General features: G+C 58.9%; 11 protein-coding genes and 1 rRNA gene. 11 read left to right on the top strand and 1 reads right to left on the bottom strand.

Going from position 1 to position 16,747, the window contains the following annotated elements:
* The first annotated feature begins 35 nt into the window (after positions 1–35).
* Positions 36–152, top strand: a 5S ribosomal RNA gene (gene rrf / locus ACFSYH_RS07800).
* A 328-nt stretch (positions 153–480) separates the two neighbouring features.
* On the top strand, positions 481–699 hold the full coding sequence (gene rpmF / locus ACFSYH_RS07795) for a 50S ribosomal protein L32 (protein WP_377466317.1): 219 nt from the start codon (positions 481–483) through the stop codon (positions 697–699).
* A gap of 178 nt (positions 700–877) precedes the next feature.
* Here the strand turns inward: rpmF and ACFSYH_RS07790 are convergent, their stop codons facing one another.
* Positions 878–1,822, bottom strand: coding sequence for a GNAT family N-acetyltransferase (locus tag ACFSYH_RS07790; protein WP_377466316.1), 945 nt, complete (start codon positions 1,820–1,822; stop codon positions 878–880).
* 537 nt (positions 1,823–2,359) lie between these two features.
* Here ACFSYH_RS07790 and ACFSYH_RS07785 point away from each other — a divergent pair.
* The 9 genes from ACFSYH_RS07785 (at position 2,360) to ACFSYH_RS07745 (ending at position 16,735) form a co-directional block, all read left to right on the top strand.
* A complete protein-coding gene (locus ACFSYH_RS07785; RefSeq protein ID WP_377466315.1) occupies positions 2,360–2,977 on the top strand; it encodes a hypothetical protein in 618 nt (205 codons plus the stop codon).
* Between the two features lie 77 nt (positions 2,978–3,054).
* A complete protein-coding gene (locus tag ACFSYH_RS07780) occupies positions 3,055–6,249 on the top strand; it encodes a choice-of-anchor M domain-containing protein (RefSeq protein WP_377466313.1) in 3,195 nt (1,064 codons plus the stop codon).
* A gap of 263 nt (positions 6,250–6,512) precedes the next feature.
* Positions 6,513–8,480: a choice-of-anchor M domain-containing protein gene (locus tag ACFSYH_RS07775; RefSeq protein WP_377466312.1), complete on the top strand. Its 1,968-nt coding sequence runs from the start codon at positions 6,513–6,515 to the stop codon at positions 8,478–8,480.
* A gap of 433 nt (positions 8,481–8,913) precedes the next feature.
* Complete coding sequence (locus tag ACFSYH_RS07770; RefSeq protein ID WP_377466310.1) at positions 8,914–10,551, top strand: anchored repeat ABC transporter, substrate-binding protein; 1,638 nt, start codon at positions 8,914–8,916, stop codon at positions 10,549–10,551.
* The gene (locus tag ACFSYH_RS07765; protein ID WP_377466309.1) at positions 10,548–11,576 is read left to right on the top strand and encodes a choice-of-anchor M domain-containing protein; all 1,029 of its coding nucleotides are present in this window, start codon (positions 10,548–10,550) and stop codon (positions 11,574–11,576) included. Before ACFSYH_RS07770 ends, ACFSYH_RS07765 begins: the two co-directional genes overlap by 4 nt.
* On the top strand, positions 11,573–12,313 hold the full coding sequence (locus ACFSYH_RS07760) for an anchored repeat-type ABC transporter ATP-binding subunit (protein WP_377466308.1): 741 nt from the start codon (positions 11,573–11,575) through the stop codon (positions 12,311–12,313). The genes ACFSYH_RS07765 and ACFSYH_RS07760 overlap by 4 nt, the downstream gene beginning before the upstream one ends.
* Positions 12,314–12,318: 5 nt before the next feature.
* Positions 12,319–13,311 carry an anchored repeat-type ABC transporter permease subunit gene (locus ACFSYH_RS07755; RefSeq protein WP_377466307.1) on the top strand — a complete coding sequence of 331 codons (993 nt, stop codon included), beginning with the start codon at positions 12,319–12,321 and terminating at the stop codon, positions 13,309–13,311.
* Positions 13,308–15,878: a choice-of-anchor M domain-containing protein gene (locus tag ACFSYH_RS07750; RefSeq protein ID WP_377466305.1), complete on the top strand. Its 2,571-nt coding sequence runs from the start codon at positions 13,308–13,310 to the stop codon at positions 15,876–15,878. Before ACFSYH_RS07755 ends, ACFSYH_RS07750 begins: the two co-directional genes overlap by 4 nt.
* A gap of 71 nt (positions 15,879–15,949) precedes the next feature.
* Complete coding sequence (locus tag ACFSYH_RS07745; RefSeq protein ID WP_377466303.1) at positions 15,950–16,735, top strand: lytic transglycosylase domain-containing protein; 786 nt, start codon at positions 15,950–15,952, stop codon at positions 16,733–16,735.
* Positions 16,736–16,747 lie beyond the last annotated feature (12 nt).

The raw sequence follows: 16,747 nt of genomic DNA, 5'->3' as shown, positions 1-16,747 counted from the left end.
TGGCTTTTGGGGTGTGGGTGTAGTTAACTTAATTCTGCGGCCATCACAGCGGTGAGGAAACGCCCGGTCCCATTCCGAACCCGGTAGCTAAGCTCACCAGCGTCGATGGTACTGCACTCGGGAGGGTGTGGGAGAGTAGAACGTGGCCGCACTTAAACTTCATAATAAAGAACGAGGATTCCTAATGGTGGGGGTCCTCGTTTTTGTTGTGTCCGGTTTTTACTGGTAACCCCTTATCGTGGGGATCTCACCGCTGATTCATTTACTTTGCTTACCCTCGATGGGTTGAAATGGGTCCGGGGGCATAGTTTTTGTGTGTGTATCCGGGCCAATTTCGGCCCATCGAGGGGCTGGAAGCGGATCCCGTGCACACATTTATTCCACTAGACCCAACAACCCTTAATGAGAACTGTTATCATTTGGTGCGAGCACTCTTGCGCTCATGAGACAGACACATACAGCATCCTGGAAGGAACGTGCATGGCGGTACCAAAGCGAAAGCTCTCGCGGAGCAATACTCGTCACCGACGATCAGCGTGGAAGGCAACCCCGGACGCGTTGGTACCTCTTGAGATCGACGGGGTGCACTACGTGGTCCCGCGTAGGCTCGTCCGGGCGGCGCAGCAGGGTTACATCGACATCTCGGCGCTGGCTCTCGCGCCGAGGGGCCACTCGAGGAGCGCATCGCGCAAGAAGTAGGGCGCGGTGGGCGGCAAAGGGGATTCAGGTTGCTCACCAGCGAATCGGATTCCCATAGACACAAGTGCTTCGCGGGCGCGAGGCCGTCATCTCTTGGCGGCCTCGCGTACCCGCTGCGGTGATCGGATCTGAGCGCATGAACCACCGGATTGCGAAGTCGTGCTGGTGGAGCGGGCGTTCACAGGCCCTGGGGCTGCCGCCGCTGCCAGGTTGTCCAGAGTGGTCGATAGCCCTCACGCTGCCAGAAGGGCATCGACCAGGGGTTCTGGGCCGAGGCATCCAACAGCACCGTGTCAACGCCCGCCGAGGCTGCATGTGCGTGTAGGTCTGACACAAGAGCGTGACCCACTCCGCCAGCGCGAAACGCGCGCGAGACGATCGCTACCCCCAAGTACGCAGCGGGACGTGTGCTGACGCTGTCCGCCGCCCAGGTGGAGAGTTCGGGTGGCGCGATGTTCGCCCATCCGATGACCTCTCCACGGAGTTCGGCCACGACAGCCCATCCTGGATCGAGGCTGACTGCTTCATCGGCGTAGGTGTCGCTGAGGGTGGCGGTGCGCTCTCGCACCGCACCGAAAGGTATCTCGGTGCTGACGAGTTCGCGCATGAGTTCTCGCATCCTATGGCGGTCGTTCTCTATGGCGGGGCGAACTAGGACCTCAGTGCGGTGTATCGGGCGAAGGGGCGGTGAGCTCAGGCGGCGGGCAAGGGTTACGGTACTCGGGGCAAAACCGCGTTCGATCAATGGAATGATTGCCTGGGTCGTGATGACCGGGATACGTACGGAACGCGCACGATCTCCGCCAGTCTCAGAGACTGCGGGTTCCGGACTGTCCAGCCAGGCGTCAAGAACCTCGGCGATATCACGGCTTGAGCAGTGCGGCTCATGACGTAATTGCAGGGATTCGAGAGTCGAGGCGCGCCACAGTGACACGGGGGAATCCAGGGGTGTGTCTACTTGCCGAACGACGCCGACCGCACGTTTGGATGCCGCGGGTAGTACCGCGACGAGATCGTCTCCAGGCTGGGGCGTCGGTAGCTTCCCGAGAAGTGGGTCTTCATCACGCAGCGTTTCGTTCATCCGGGCAGTGAGCTCTTCAGACAATGGGCCGAGTGTGTTCATGCAAACAGTTTATCGAAAATCGTTCTCATTAGCATTGGCTGGACGGCCTGATGGCAGGGTGTTGACCTGCCCACCTCTTCTGTTTAGAATGGGAATCATTCTCAATAAAGTTAAATCCTGACGCTCTGGCACCCTATGGGTTAGAAAGGCGCGATTCATGGCGAACCGCACCGCACCACGGGTCACACCTGCGCCTGGACAAAAGGACATCTCCACACTCTGCACGCCGTGTCGGACCTCCCAGGCCCATACCCACCCTCTGGATCACCTTGAAGGGCGTCAAGTCACTTGTGCCTGCGCGGGGCACCGCGTCACGGTTCAACCAGTCGCGTTCCGTGTTGGCATACAGCCTCCGACTCCACTGGTCGGCACGCTTCCAGTCAGCGACATCCATGAACGTGGGCCACCGAAGTGGTTGCCATCTGCACCTGATTTCTTCCAAGCCTCGCTTGGCCACAACACGGTCTTGGTGTGCTCACTCAATCCGGCACATCGGACGGCAACCCTTCAGTTTTCCTATGACCGGGAGGTCAAAACATGCAGTTTTCACGCCTTGCCAAAGCTGGCGCCGCCCTTGCTGGCTCAATCACCCTCCTATTGGCAGCATCTGTGTCAGCACAGGCAGCCACCAATGTTCCAAGCGGGCACATTGACGCTGTGAACGTCGGCTGCACCTGGAACGGTGCGCAGGTTGAGTACCAGCTCGGATTCAAGATCGGATCAACCGTGTACCCGGCATCCAGCATCGGCGACTACGTGTTCCAATACGACAAGTCGAAGTTGACGTGGAACGGCGCGACATCTACCTGGAGCGCGCCAGACGGTATCTCGGGAGTGCCCGACATTGGATTCAACTATTCAAAGGGTCACGCGAACTGCGCCGATGGCATTCGGATCTATCCGGCTTCGGTGAAGCGAGTGGCCTTCAGCCCTCACAGCACCGCGAACGAAGGCTTTGACTCAGACGATTCCAGTCAGTCGCTACTCCTGGGGGACGGAGCAGCGACTCACGTCCACGGTGACTGGGAGTTCGGCGACGGCAACAACTCTGGCGGCAACTGGGCCACCAGTTTCTACGTCTACGACCACAACGACAACCTGCTGCCGGGGCTCACCAGCAACCAGGTCACGCCGTTCCAGGTATCCATCCAGTAAACCAATCCGCGAGGGTGGGCGACTGCATTCGGTTGCCCACCCTCAACCGTGTCGTTAGTCGCAAGAGAAGGAATTACATGAAATCCACAGCATCGCGAGGCTCCTTGCGCCGAGTGCTGTCCTTCGGGCTCGTTGGCGCATTCAGCCTCTCAAGCATCGTCCTGAATGAACCCGCTGCCGCAGATGAAACACCCCGGGTTCAGACTCAGGAAGTCTCCTCGGGAACCTACCAGTTCCATATCAACCCGAGCGAGGGCGGCACATTCGACTTCACGGTCAAAAATGCGCCTGAAGGCGCACCGCTCACCATGCGTGTCCCCTCCGTGCTACAGGCTGCGGAGTTACCCGAAGGTTCGGAACACTCGTGGCTCGGGGCAAGTGGTCAGCAGGCGTACGTGATTCCCACGGCTGAGACTACGCGGCCTAGGAGTGAGGGGCGCTATGGGATCAGTGTTGGCCCATTTGTAGGGGCAGGGGTTGAAGGCAAAAGCCTGAGCCTGGTCGAGGTGGTGGCTCCAGTCGGTGGCACCTACACCGGCTATGTGCCCGCCTTCAGAGCCTCGGATCTCAATGCGCCTCCGGCTGACGCTCGAGGATTTGGAACCGGAACGCAGGCAAACGGCGAACTGCAGGGAACAACCTTTCCCCTGATCCTGACGACAGAACCATTCGCGCAGCGTTTCACCGCTGAAGGTCTCTACTGCGTCACCTATCGGGCAGCGTTCACTCCGGCGGGCGGATCAGAGTCGCAGACCCTCGACCTCACCCAGCGATATGCGGTCGGTGATGACATTGCCGCAGATGCACCCTGTGGAGGTGCGCCAGAGGAATACCCCCGTGATGGCGAGCCAGAACCGGAACCGGAGCCGAGTGAGCCGACGACCGTTTCGCTTGGTGGGGTGGTGTGGAACGACGCGAACCGAAACCAGGTGAGGGATTCAGATGAATCGGGCATCGCCGGTTACCGGGTCTTCATCTGGAAGGGAGAACGCAGAGTTCAGGATGGTAGCGGACAGAGCCTGGTTGCAACGACCGACGATGCGGGGCGTTATCTGTTCGAGGGGCTGCCAGTTCTCACAGACGGCCAAGAGACATATCGCGTTGAACTGCAGAGGTTCGGAACAGATCTGGAAAACGGGCTCACCACTCCCTCGATGCGAGTCACGTCTAGCGATCTCAGCGTCCCGGGATCGAGTCAGATGAATCTTGACTTTGGTCTGGCGCACAATGGCACAACTTCACAGCGCGTGCTGTTTAGCGGCCATGCCGATCTCCTCAAGCCTCAAATTGATACGACCGGTGGTGCTCAGTCGATCCATCTCCGAGCGAAAGCCGATGACCTGGTGCCTCAGATCAACGAATGGGAAGACCTGATCGTGTTCATCGGCGACCATGAGAAGGGCCGACTACCTGGCGGGTACGAGTTCATCGGAGCCGCTGGGCAAGAGGTGTGGAACAGTCCGGTTGCAGGCGGTTCCCCGTGGATCGGAATGTCATCGGAGGACGCCTCCCTACCAACAGCCCTGGGTTCGGATGGGGTGCTGATGTTCCGGCTCGATGCGGTCACCGGACTGGGCGGTGGACAAGCCCCAGGCGAGGTGGCCCTGTGGGAGGGAAACAGCGCCGAACAGCCGCGGCTGCTCTTCAGCACCCGTGAGGGTCTACCGCGTTCGACACCCTATGGTCTACTGGGTCACACGCACTTCAACTGGACGTTCACCGCACCTGGAACGTATTGCCTCGCGTTTGGGGTTGAGGCCCGTCTTCCCGATAGTGGACAGAAACTCACGGACAACAGACAACTCACGATTGTGGTTGGAAATGACATCAACCCCAATACCGTGCAGAGCTGTGAGAACAGCGGCTCGTATCCGCAATCGGGAACCCGGAGTTTCATTGAGAACGATGAGGCGGCACCGGTCGTCCTAGAGGGAATCACGAACTCGAACCGGCAACACCCGCGCCTGATGCTGCGCGAGAGCGACGGCGTATCGATCGTGCAGAACGTCGGGGACCCAAGCGGCAAACTTGGTTTGATCCAGGTCGATGATGTGGTCCTCCATGGGGCGACGGCCCGAGTCAATCGAGGCTACTACAGTGCGGGTGTTCTCAGTTTTGATGGTGCTGAGACTCGCGCAGACGTCACGTGGCGGATCACGGATGTCAAAGGCCCGGGGGAGATTCGCACCTCCCCGAGCTATGTGCCGTTGCAGGAGTACTTCGATACCGGGCTGGGGCGCACGGATATCAACGTCTGGGCTGGTGGCTCGCTACGCCATCCGCTCATCGAAACGAGCCGCCCCGGTAAATATTGCGTTGCCATGCAGTGGGAGTCCGAAACCGCTGCCGGAGCCACGATTGTTGAGGACGCGGTCTTGACTCTTGCGGTGGACGGTCCACTGGATCCTCAGGATCTCTTCTGGGACGAGAGCGGTGAACTGGTTAGTGCGGGTGAGGTCTGGCGGGCCAGCGAACAGGGTGCATTGGATGCGACCTGCGTCCAGGACCCTGATTCGTGGACGCAGCCACACGAGGTGGAGAACCCGAACGAGGAGGTTGATGAGCCGGACAACCCAGACGATGATCTTCCTGGTGAGGGTGGGCCCGGTGGCGAGGTTCCGGGCGGCGATCACTCTGATGAAGGCAAGCCGGACAGCGGGCAGCCTGGTGATGGTTCACCGGGTGGTGATGCTCCTGGTGGCGGAGGCCAGTCAGGTGGCGATCAGCCTGGTACGGATAAGCCTGGCGACGATCCGGCAGGCAACGCTCAAACCGGAGGCCAGGTGCCTGGTAGCGGTGGCACTACGGACGGCATTTCACCGGTTCCCGATGCCCAGTTGACCGAGGGGAATCGTGGCGGGGTTCGGGTGCCCGATGCGGCGTCCGTGGGGCAGCGCATCGCGGTTGAGGTTGGTCAGGGTCACGCAGGACAGCGGGTACGGGTATGGCTGCATTCGCAACCCGTGTTGTTGGATACCGTCACGGTGGATGAGGCCGGTGCCGTGTCCGTCACGATCCCCAAGGCTGCGGTACTTGGTGCACACAAACTGGTGGTTCAGGCCCTTGATGGGCGTCTGATCGGCTGGGACGACCTTGAGATCAGGGCTCTGTCACCGAGCAGCTCGGATTCGGAACGGCTGTCGGACACTGGTGTTGGGGCGCTGCTGCCGATGATCGCAATGGCGGTGATTCTGCTCGCGCTGGGGGCTGCGGTCTATGTCGGATCAGGTGGGGATGGGCGAGGGTCTCGCCTGGGTGTCCGGCGTTCGTGACGAGCGTGGAGGCTTGGAGCAATGAACTGCTCCAAGCCTCCACCTTGCGTGTAACTGCCCCTGGTGTCGGAGACGATTCCATGCCGCGGGACGGAATCCCCCCTCAGGGTGCGCAAGGGAGCGACCGCGGCTGGTCCAGAGGGCTCCCCGGCTTTACGCCAGTTGGGAGATATCTCCTTGTGTCGCGGGTCATATTTACCAGACCAGATCACTGAGTAATAATGAGAATCGTTATCAATAACTATGTTCTGTGAAGGACTTCAATGAACCAGACCATACGCCGACGCGGTATGGCGTTAGCGACCGTGCTTGCGCTCACAGCGTTGACAGCGACAACCGCTACAGCAGCACCGGCACCAACGGTGTTGGATGACCAGATCACCCTCGATCACGGCCACATCGACGCCTTCAACCTGGTGCTGGATGCTGACGACTCAGTTCGGATCACCCTCAAAGAAGATGTCACCGGCTCGCACGTGCTTCGTGAACCCGAAACAGTGGAATTGTTTGTGAAGGACAGTGCGCTCACGTCTATTCCTGATGGTTTTGTCCCGGGGCTTAGCGGCAACGTCTATTACCTGCCACTCACTCAAGACCACACTCTCATCTGGCCCGGATGGGACACACAATCCATCGCATCCGTGTTTCCAGGCGCGGACACAGACATTGTTGTTCGTGAGATTGACGGACCGGGTGAGGTCTTTCTCTGGTCCCAGGGAAGTTTTGGGGCTGTGACCTCATTGCTCAAGAGCGGCGGGTACAAGTTGCCTGACACAATTGCCCAGCCCTATCCGGCTCACACCCACGCCAACTGGGCGTTCACTAAGTCGGGTACCTACAAGTTCACGGTCCAGGCAAACGTCACGGACAACACCGGGAAAACCGGTACAACACGAACTGCTATCTACACGTTCGTTGTGGCTGAGCGTACAGAACTGGTTCCGCCCGCCCCTGCCCAGCAGGGCAACACCGTCACTGTCCCAGCGGCGCAGTGGGTGGAGTACCGTACCTCTTCAGGCCAGGTTCTTGCCCCCGGCGCCCACAGCATCAGCGCGAATACAACGATCACGGCGCAGGCTGCGCTTGGTTTCACCATGTCGCCAGAAACCATCACTGCTTGGACGTTCGCCCATGTCCCGGATCAGGTGTTCACGTCTGTGGACGTAGCTGTCTTGGGTGACGCGAAGGTTGGTTCGACGTTGAGTGCTCAGGCGACTGCTGCACCTGCGGCGGATGGGTTCTCCTATCAGTGGTTGGTAGACGGTAAGACAATCTCCGGTGCGACTGGTGACACTTACGTAGTCGCTGCAGGTGACGCTGGCAAGAAGGTCAGCGTCACGGTCACTGCCTCCAAGACTGGGTTTGCCTCGGTCACCAAGACCAGTGCGGCTAAGACGGTTACCGTGCCAGTAGCACCGGTCAAGGACTTCACGTCCGTGACTGTCACCATCTCTGGTGACACGAAGGTGGGTTCGACCCTGACCGCGAAGGCAACGACGGCGCCACAGGCTGACAAGGTCTCCTACCAGTGGCTCGTGGACGGCAAGGCAGTTGCTGGTGCGACCAAGTCCACGTACACGGTTGCAGCCGGTGATGCGGGTAAGAAGATCAGCGTGAAGGTGACCGCGTCGGCTTCGGGATACAACGCCAAGTCCGCTACATCCACGCAGGTTTCGGTCGCCAAGGCAGCAAACAAAGCGTTCACCAAGTCTTCTGTGAAGGTAACGGGTAAGGCTCAGGTCGCCAAGACTCTGACGGCTAAGGCGACGTTCTCGCCCAAGGCGGACAAGGTCTCTTACCAGTGGCTGCGTAACGGTAAGGCCATCAAGGGCGCGACGAAGTCCAAGTACAAGGTGGTGGCCGCTGATGCCGGTAAGAAGCTCACCGTAAAGGCAACTGCGTCGAAGAGTGGCTATGCGACGAAGTCGGTGACGTCGAAGGCTACGGCCAAGGTGGCCAAGGCTAAGTTCGCTAAGGTCACTACGAAGGTCACTGGTACGGCGAAGGTGGGTAAGACTCTTAAGGTCAAGGTCACTGTTAAGCCGAAGGCTTCGAAGGTCTCCTACCAGTGGCAGAGCAATGGTAAGGCCATTAAGGGTGCGACCAAGGCGAGTTACAAGGTCAAGAGGGCTGACGTGGGTAAGAAGATCAGCGTCAAGGTCACTGTGAAGAAGTCGGGTTACTCCAACAAGTCGGTGACTTCGAAGAGGACTAAGACCATAGCGCGCTAGCGTGTGTGTGGTAACTCAACGGGGTGGTTGCCAGATCTGTAGATCTGGCAACCACCCCGTTGTTTCCTTCGGTTGCTCGTTGCATTTTGGGTGACGGGATCATGCGGGTTAGCCAACCCGATTCCAGGAGGGGTCGCGGCTGTGAAAAGTATGTGCTGGGGTGCACAGAAGTGGGCCGATGAACTCGATGGGACAACTCGTCGCCAATCCGCCCGCGATGACGAATCGCGCACCCGCACGCTTGAGGTCGAGTCCGGGGGTCTCGGCTTCAATGTCTCCCTGTGGCGTGGATCATGTTTACCACTTCCCAATGCTAGAAGATAATGGTAACTATTATCAATAACGAATCTTCTTGAAAGACAAGGTGTCCGCCGACCTGTGAAGAGGGTGGAAGCACATGTGTGTTTTCCTCCGAACTGTCTGCGCGAAAAGTATGAGTACGTATGTAACAACTAAGTGGCGCACAGGCCGCACGGCGCTCGCCCTCGCCGCATTTTTCGCACTGGGGGCGTGCGCTGCGCCAACCCATGTTGGCCACCACGCTGAATTCGCCGCCCGTGGAACTCACGATGACCCACCGATTCAGGTGCTCACCACCACCGGCATCATCGCCGACCTGGTACGCAATGTTGGCGGTGACCTGGTCAACGTCATCTCCCTGGTTCCCGAGAATGCAGACCCACACTCCTACGAACCCAATCTCCGCGATATCCGCAATATCGTCTATGCCGATCTCGCGTTCTCGAACTACCTCATGCTCGAGGAACAGAACCTGATTAAAAGCCTCGATACCAACCTGCGAACCGATGTACCGAACATCGCGTTGGCGGAGGCCGCAGTCAAGTATGCCGCTGAGATCATCCCACTGGTGGAGGACATCTCCCTGGACACTGCCTGGCTTGGGTTGCGGGTGCAGGGTGATGCGTCCAACAGAGGCGGAACCCGTGCCTCACACGTGGCAGTCACCGCGACAAACCTACGCGGACCAGGCCGTCTCGCGGCATATCTGACCGGAACCTTCGGTGAGGTGGCCCATTACTTTGACTCGGTTGACGGCTTCGATGAAACTGACGTGGCCACCCTGCCAACCGATGCACACACCCACTTGAGTTGGGCATTCACCGAACCCGGCTATTACGAGTTGGATCTTCGTGCGGACTTCCACCTAGACGACGAGGACACTGAGGGGAGCGCGGTGGCGCAGGGAACAGTGCACTTTGCGGTTGGCGTAGATCCGTATGACACTCCCAACGTCAGCGACCCATTCGTGCTGAACGCCGGACATTCGGACATCACGGTGAATCTCGACGAACAGAAGTTCCAACTGCTCCTCGATCATGAGCACTCTGGAACCCAAGAACGTCACCGCGACTACCTAGACCTCAACAAGGTCGTCGTCGAAGTGCCCACAAAGGCGCTGCACCAACTCCCCAGCGACCCCACATTCCGCTTCCTTGGCAGAGCCGGGACGCAGGTCTACCAACTCCCGCAAGCAGTGCTGGGAAAACACGTGCACGGTGACATCGATCCGCATCTGTGGCAGGACGTGGGCAACGCGATGGTCTACGCGGAGATCATTCGGGACACCCTCATAGAGGTCGACCCGAAAAATGCCGCGGAATACACGGCCAACACGAAAACCTATCTCGCTGAGCTTGAAGCCCTGGACACCGAGATCCAACGCACGATCGACACGATCCCACAGGGGCGAAGAATCCTGGTGACAACGCACGATGCGTTCGGGTACTTCGCGCACGCCTACGGGATGACTGTGGCGGGCTTTGTGACACCGAATCCAGCGAGCGAACCGTCCATCGCGGAGCGTAAACGACTTACCCAGACGATCCGCGACCTTGAGGTCCCCGCGGTGTTCCTCGAACCCAATCTTGCGAGCCGTTCGTCGACCCTCGTTGAAGTGGCGCGCGAACAGGGCGTCGCCGTGTGCCCGATCTACGGGGACGCATTCACCCCTGAGGTGCGTACCTACGTCGACATGATGCGCTTCAATGCGCAGTCGTTGACATCCTGCCTCACCGAAGGCCCCACAGCCCCAGAAGGAGACCAACAGTGAAAGCAATCAATACAAGACGGTTGATCCGCAGTGGACTGGCCAGCCTCGGGATACTTCTTCTGTTGGCGCCGCATGCTGCTGCGGCCACCGATGATGATCTCGACCAGTTGATCGACCCCAATCAGGCTCAAGGCACGGGTCAGGTGGTCCTCGACGCAGGGCACGTCGACATGGGTCCAACCCTGAACACCGGAGAGTGGCGGCTGCAAATTCACGATGACACGTCTGAGCCGCGCTACTGGCGCAACCTTGAGGACGTGGTCTTGAAGGTCAGCGACCAGTCGATCCTGGAAGTCCCGGACAACCCAAGCTTCTCTTTTCTGGGAATCACCCCGGGCAAACAGGTGTGGGTCATCCCGCAAGTCGAGAGGAATGGGGTCATCTGGGCTGGCTGGAACACCCAGGAACCGGGTGTGCTGTCCTCGGTGAGCGGCGGCGTCACACTCCGGATGCTCGATGTTGAGGGACCAGGGGACGTCACCGTGTACCTTCAGGGCGGAAACTTCAGCGAACCGAAGCCACTGTGGACCACGCGGGAACAACTACCGCAGGACGTGTGGATTGAACTGAACACCCACACCCACGCCAACTGGGTCTTCGATGCGCCAGGGGTCTACTTCATCAACTTCGAAGCAAGCGCGACTCTAACCGATGGCACTCAGGCAGTATCCACAGACGTACTGCGGATTGCAGTGGGCAACGACACCGACCCGCAAACGGCCTTCGGTCCGGTGGAACAGACCGGAACAAGCCCGCAGCCGAGCGCCAGTTCCGTTGAAGGCAACGCCGAACAGCCTGATCAAACACGAAACGCGTCGAACGACGCTACGACGCAGAACAACCCGCTTACCGAGTCGATCATCTGGATTGTCGCCGGTGTGGTGGTTGTGGTCCTTATCATCTCCGGCACGCTGATTTCCCTGAGCAATCGAAAAGTCAACCAGGCGGCGCTGGAACGGGCCCTCGCCGCGCAGGATTCTGCTGTGCCTTCAAAGGCGACCGAAGAACGGAAAAGCGAATCATGAGTGTGCTCAGCGTGCAAGGTGTCAGCGTCCGCCTTGGCGGTCGGATCGTGCTCAATCAGGTCAATCTTGAGGTCCATGGCGGCGAGTTCGTGGGGCTGCTTGGGCCAAACGGTGCCGGAAAGACAACGTTGCTGCGATCGATCCTTGGGTTGGTTCCCCTCGCATCGGGAAAAGCCATCATCAACGGCCGCTCCAAAGCCAGGGAACGGGGCTTGATCGGGTACGTCCCTCAGCGCCATGAGTTCGCATGGGACTTCCCCATCTCGGTTGAAGAGGTGGTGCTCAGCGGAAGAATCTCGCGAATCGGCTGGCTGAAGGGTGCCAGTGTTCCAGACTATGAAGCTGCTGGGCAGGCGATCGCTCGGGTAAAGATGGCTGATCTTCGCTCCCGTCCCATCAGCGAACTCTCCGGGGGACAGCGCCAGCGAGTGCTCGTGGCACGGGCGCTAGCGCTGCAACCCAGTCTGCTCCTCCTCGACGAACCGTTCACTGGCTTGGACATGCCCACTCAGGAACTGTTGACGGACCTGTTCAAGGAACTAGCAGATGAGGGTAAAGCAATCATTATGACCACTCATGATCTGGCTGGTGCCGTGCATGATTGCTCTCGCCTGTGCTTTATCAACCGCCGAGTCATTGCTGATGGCACCCCGCAGCAGACCGCACAGCGGCGCATCTGGCAGGAAACTTTCCGGGTCAGTGACAACTCTCCTCTACTAGAAGCTGTAGGTGTGTGAAGTCGATGCTTACTCCATTGGACTTTATTTCGGATCTGATGAACCCCGATTTGGCGTTCCTTCCCAAGGCTCTCGCTGTGGCCCTTATGTCGAGCATTATCTCCGGGGTGATTGGGTGCTTTGTGGTATTGCGCGGTATGGCGTTCATCGGTGACGCCGTGGCTCATGCGGTGTTTCCAGGGCTTGCCACAGCATTCGTCTTGGGTGGGAACTTGGTGCTGGGCGGCGCGGTCGCTGGGGTCGCGACGGCGATTCTGGTGGCCATCTTCTCTCAGAATCGACGGGTCAAGGAAGACTCCATTATCGGTATCTTCTTTGTCGCGGCCTTTGCACTGGGCATCGTCATTATTTCGCGAGCACCAGGATATGCGGGCTCCCTGCAACAGTTCTTGTTCGGATCAATTACCGGCATTCCCACCTCTGACATCTACGTTGTTGCCGTCACCGGTGTCGTGTTGGTCAGTGTGTTGTTGCTGGTGCGTAAGGAACTCGTGGCGATCACGCTGGACCGAGAGACGGCCCGGGCTATGGGCCTGCCGGTATTCTGGCTGGATCTCCTGCTCTACATAATGGTGGCAATCGCGGTGGTTGTGTCCACCCAAACCATCGGTAATGTGCTGGTGCTGGCTCTGCTTATTGCACCGGCTGCCACTGCCCGGCTACTCACCGACAAACTGGTGACGATGATGCTGATTGCCCCAGTAGTGGGCGGTGTTTCAGCGCTACTCGGCCTGTACTTCTCTTGGAGTCTGAACACTCCCGCGGGCGGAACCATCGTCTTGGTTGCCACGGCATTGTTCCTCCTGGCTTGGCTATGTGCCCCAAAGCACGGTGTGGCCGCTCGGCTGTGGCGGAAACAGCCACCTCACGTCACTGAACAGGACAGTGAAGACCCGTTTGACTGGAATGTGGTTGAAGCCGCGAATACTTCGAACAACCAGCAGGCCGCTCATGCCGCCGAACCAGGCGAACCAGTTACCGAAGGAGCACTTACATGATGTTCACAAGGACTGCCCCGAGAAAAGCACGGGGAGCTCAAGGGCTGTCGGCCTTGATCGCGTTACTTCTGGGTTGGGGGAGCGTTGCCGTTGGGATCAGCCCTGCGTCCGGCGATGCCGGAGCGCTGGCTAAGCCGCTGGTAACGATGACAACCACGATGCCAGCACGAGCCTCTACGACAGTGAAAACTGCCAACACGGACCCCAAACCAGGACCGGCCCCACTGCCTCGTGAGAAGCGGGTGCTCGAAAATGTTCACACTGACGCTGTTTCGGTGTATCTGGATGACGGCGTTCTTAACCTGCAAACCAAAGCGGATATTGACGCAGACGGTGATGGTTCCATCGAATTGGGACACAGATTGGTCACCGAGGAGACTATCTTCCATCTGAGTTCTGCGGCAAAAATATCGGTGCCAAACTTGCCTGCCTATTCGTTCCTGGGTAGCCCTGGTGCTGCGCTGTGGCTTGCCCCGCAAACGCAGGATTACAATCTGATTTGGCCTGGTTTTAGCACCGAGGACCCAAATCTGCGGGGGCGACTCAAAGACAATAGCGTTTCAGTGAGAATGCTCGAGGCAGAGGGGCCTGGCAACGTTGAACTCTACCTTCAGAGTGGCGCTCAACCAATCCGCCTTTTCAGTTCACGCGAATCAATGCCTGACTGGAAACTAGATGTGCCACAGCATGTGCATGTGAACTGGGCTTTCTCCGCAGCTGGAACGTATCGGCTGACATTTGAGGTTGAGGCGGTCGTGAATGGCAAGACCCAACGTGCCCGCAATGATTACGTGTTCGTGGTTGGTGATCTGGCCCAACATCAGCAGGAGACTGCATCCAGCGTAGCGCTTGTTCCGGGTACGGATGCCCCAAGCCTGCGGGCTTCGGTGACTCCTGCTGAGGCTGCTGGGGCAATGCAGTTTGTGGATCGAAGCACGGGTGCGATTCTTGGGCATGTTCCGGTCGCAGCCGGCCAGATAGCAGACTTCCCGCTCGATCAGTTGCCACCAGGCACGTACAGTCTTTCTGCTCAGTTCGTACCGAGATGGATCACTGATTTCAAGGGATCTACCTCAAGCCCGGTGGAGGTGACAATCGCGGGCGAATCTGCCCCGAAGCCTAGCCATGATGATGTGACCGCTCCGACATCGAGTCAGTTAAGCGGTCGTGTTCAAGGGGACGGCGTGAAGGTGGTGGTCGAACGTAGTCCGGCGCTACCACTGGATCCAGTCTCGGTTTCCCTCAGCAACGCAGACCATTTCGGTAAGTGGGTTTCGGTGTGGCTGCTCGGAAAGAACTCTGTGTGGCAGGGATGGCATCGGGCCGACTTGTCGGGACGTTTCGCATTAACTCTGTCTGAGAGCGTTCCTGCTGGTGATTATCAGTTTGTGGTGCGTAGTCCGGAGGGCACAGTGCTGGGATGGGACAGTCTTAAGGTTGGTGCAGGAACTTCCCCCCAGCCGACCCCAACACCCACGCCAACCCCAACACCCACGCCAACTCCAACCCCGAAACCAGGTACAACGCCAAAGCCGGACACAGATTCTACCTCGAAGCAAAAACCCAAGAAGACAACCAAGAAGAAGACCTCAGGGAAAACACAGGACACCTGTGAGCCGGCGGTCACGTTGGATCACGGACACATTGACGCCTTCTACGTGTCCGAAGCTGGTGGTGAGGCTGTCATGCAATTGATGGAGGACGTGACCGGCTATCACGTTCTACGCGCTCCGGAGACTGTTCTGATGAAGGTCAAGGAGTCCGCGAATCAGGCGGTGGCCAGCGGCATGCCGGGGGCTCCTCGTGGATACGTGCTGCCGTTGACCCAGGATCCCGCACTGGTATGGCCGGGCTGGGACACCAACAACACGAAGAGTGGCGGATACACGAACGTGGGTATTCATGTCACCAAGGTGGCGGGGCCGGGTACGGTGCATATCCACAGCCAAGGTTCATTCGGTGAGCTGTTGTCGGTGCTTGATGGGGGCCGCACTAGTTTGCCCGGCGTTATTCGTCAGGCGGTCCCGGCACATACCCATGCTCAATGGGTGTTCTCGAAGAAGGGCATCTACGAGTTAACTGCGCATGCTGTCCTGACTAATCCCGACACGGGGGCTAATGTACGGACGGCCAGTCACACCTATGTTTTCCAGGTCGGCGATGTTCCATTGGGCGATGTCTTCTGTGGCGCGAAGCCTGTTGACCGGGACACTGCGCGTAAGGTCAACGCTCAGGTGGCGGAAAGAGCCAAGACTGCTTTGGCTGCTGACCAGGCGGAGGAGGATCTTGATCAGGCGCTGGACGCCGTGGCGGCAGATCAAGCGGATGCCGTGTCCGCCTTGGGGACACAGACCGCGTCTCGCGGCGGTTCTAACGTGCAAGGTGACGAGGACGCAGGAGCGATTGCTTTGGGCCCAGAATCTCTTGAACAATCGCTTGCGGCTCTTCCTCTGTATGTCTGGATTGTCATTGGGGTGGGAGTCGTGGCGGTGATGGTGGCGACTACTTACACCGGCTTTCGTCTAGGAAAGAATCAACGGCTGAGTCTTGGCGCAGTTGCAGCGTGACGGGACGGATGCCCCTAGGTAATCTACCGGCTGTGCCCGAGACGCATCGACATCTTAGGCACAGTTGGTGGATGTGGCTTGGGCTGATCGGCCTCATATCCTTTGCCTCGTTACTGTGGTTTTGGTCTACGGGGCGCGATTCTAGCCCGGTTGATGACGCGGGAGTGCGGCTAGAGGTTGATGTTGATGCTTACAGGAATCCGCCATCGGATGAGGTGGCATCTGCGGCGGAGGAGATTGATGTCGTAGAGGATCTATCTGAACCTGTTGGCGAGGTAACTCCGGTGGCAGAGCGTGCGGACCAGGGGTGGGTTGATCGAGTCTCCACAGTGACCGGTGTCCCGTCTCGCGCGATGCATGCATATGCCGGCGCAGCGCTTTGGCTGGCGGAGGAGAACCCGTCCTGTGGCATCGGGTGGAACACCTTGGCCGCGATTGGCGAGGTCGAGTCGCATCATGGCGGCATCGATGGCAATGTCCTACTGCCCGATGGACACCCGCGCGTGAGGATCATTGGAGTGGCATTGTCCGGCGAGGGCGTGGCCCGCATCAGGGATACCGACGGTGGTGTTCTCGATGATGATCCAGAGTGGGATCGTGCGGTTGGTCCGATGCAGTTTATCCCGGCTACCTGGTCTCAGTGGGCCGCCGATGGTAACGGTGATGGGGTACGTGATCCACAGCAGATTGACGATGCGGTGCTGGCTGCTGCTCGGTATCTCTGCTTTGCTGGCGGGGATTTGAGCGTGCCGGGGAACTGGATCAGTGCGGTGACGGCGTACAACCACTCGATTGAGTACAACAATCGTGTTGCTGAGGTTGCTGATCGGTACCGGCTGCTTGCGGAGGGCCAGTAGCAGCGGGGAACG

Source organism: Populibacterium corticicola, assembly GCF_042683685.1.
GTDB classification, from domain to species: domain Bacteria; phylum Actinomycetota; class Actinomycetes; order Actinomycetales; family Cellulomonadaceae; genus Timonella; species Timonella corticicola.
The sequence above is the reverse complement of the archived record's forward strand: the minus strand, read 5'-3'. Positions and strand labels throughout refer to the sequence as shown.

Bases quoted from the DNA above. Each gene is read 5' to 3' on its own strand.
- ACFSYH_RS07790 (WP_377466316.1), bottom strand. From the start codon at position 1,822: ATGAACACACTCGGCCCATTGTCTGAAGAGCTCACTGCCCGGATGAAC.
- ACFSYH_RS07745 (WP_377466303.1), top strand. From the start codon at position 15,950: ATGTGGCTTGGGCTGATCGGCCTCATATCCTTTGCCTCGTTACTGTGG.
- ACFSYH_RS07775 (WP_377466312.1), top strand. From the start codon at position 6,513: ATGAACCAGACCATACGCCGACGCGGTATGGCGTTAGCGACCGTGCTT.
- ACFSYH_RS07770 (WP_377466310.1), top strand. From the start codon at position 8,914: ATGAGTACGTATGTAACAACTAAGTGGCGCACAGGCCGCACGGCGCTC.
- ACFSYH_RS07755 (WP_377466307.1), top strand. From the start codon at position 12,319: ATGCTTACTCCATTGGACTTTATTTCGGATCTGATGAACCCCGATTTG.
- ACFSYH_RS07780 (WP_377466313.1), top strand. From the start codon at position 3,055: ATGAAATCCACAGCATCGCGAGGCTCCTTGCGCCGAGTGCTGTCCTTC.
- ACFSYH_RS07750 (WP_377466305.1), top strand. From the start codon at position 13,308: ATGATGTTCACAAGGACTGCCCCGAGAAAAGCACGGGGAGCTCAAGGG.
- ACFSYH_RS07785 (WP_377466315.1), top strand. From the start codon at position 2,360: ATGCAGTTTTCACGCCTTGCCAAAGCTGGCGCCGCCCTTGCTGGCTCA.
- rpmF (WP_377466317.1), top strand. From the start codon at position 481: ATGGCGGTACCAAAGCGAAAGCTCTCGCGGAGCAATACTCGTCACCGA.
- ACFSYH_RS07760 (WP_377466308.1), top strand. From the start codon at position 11,573: ATGAGTGTGCTCAGCGTGCAAGGTGTCAGCGTCCGCCTTGGCGGTCGG.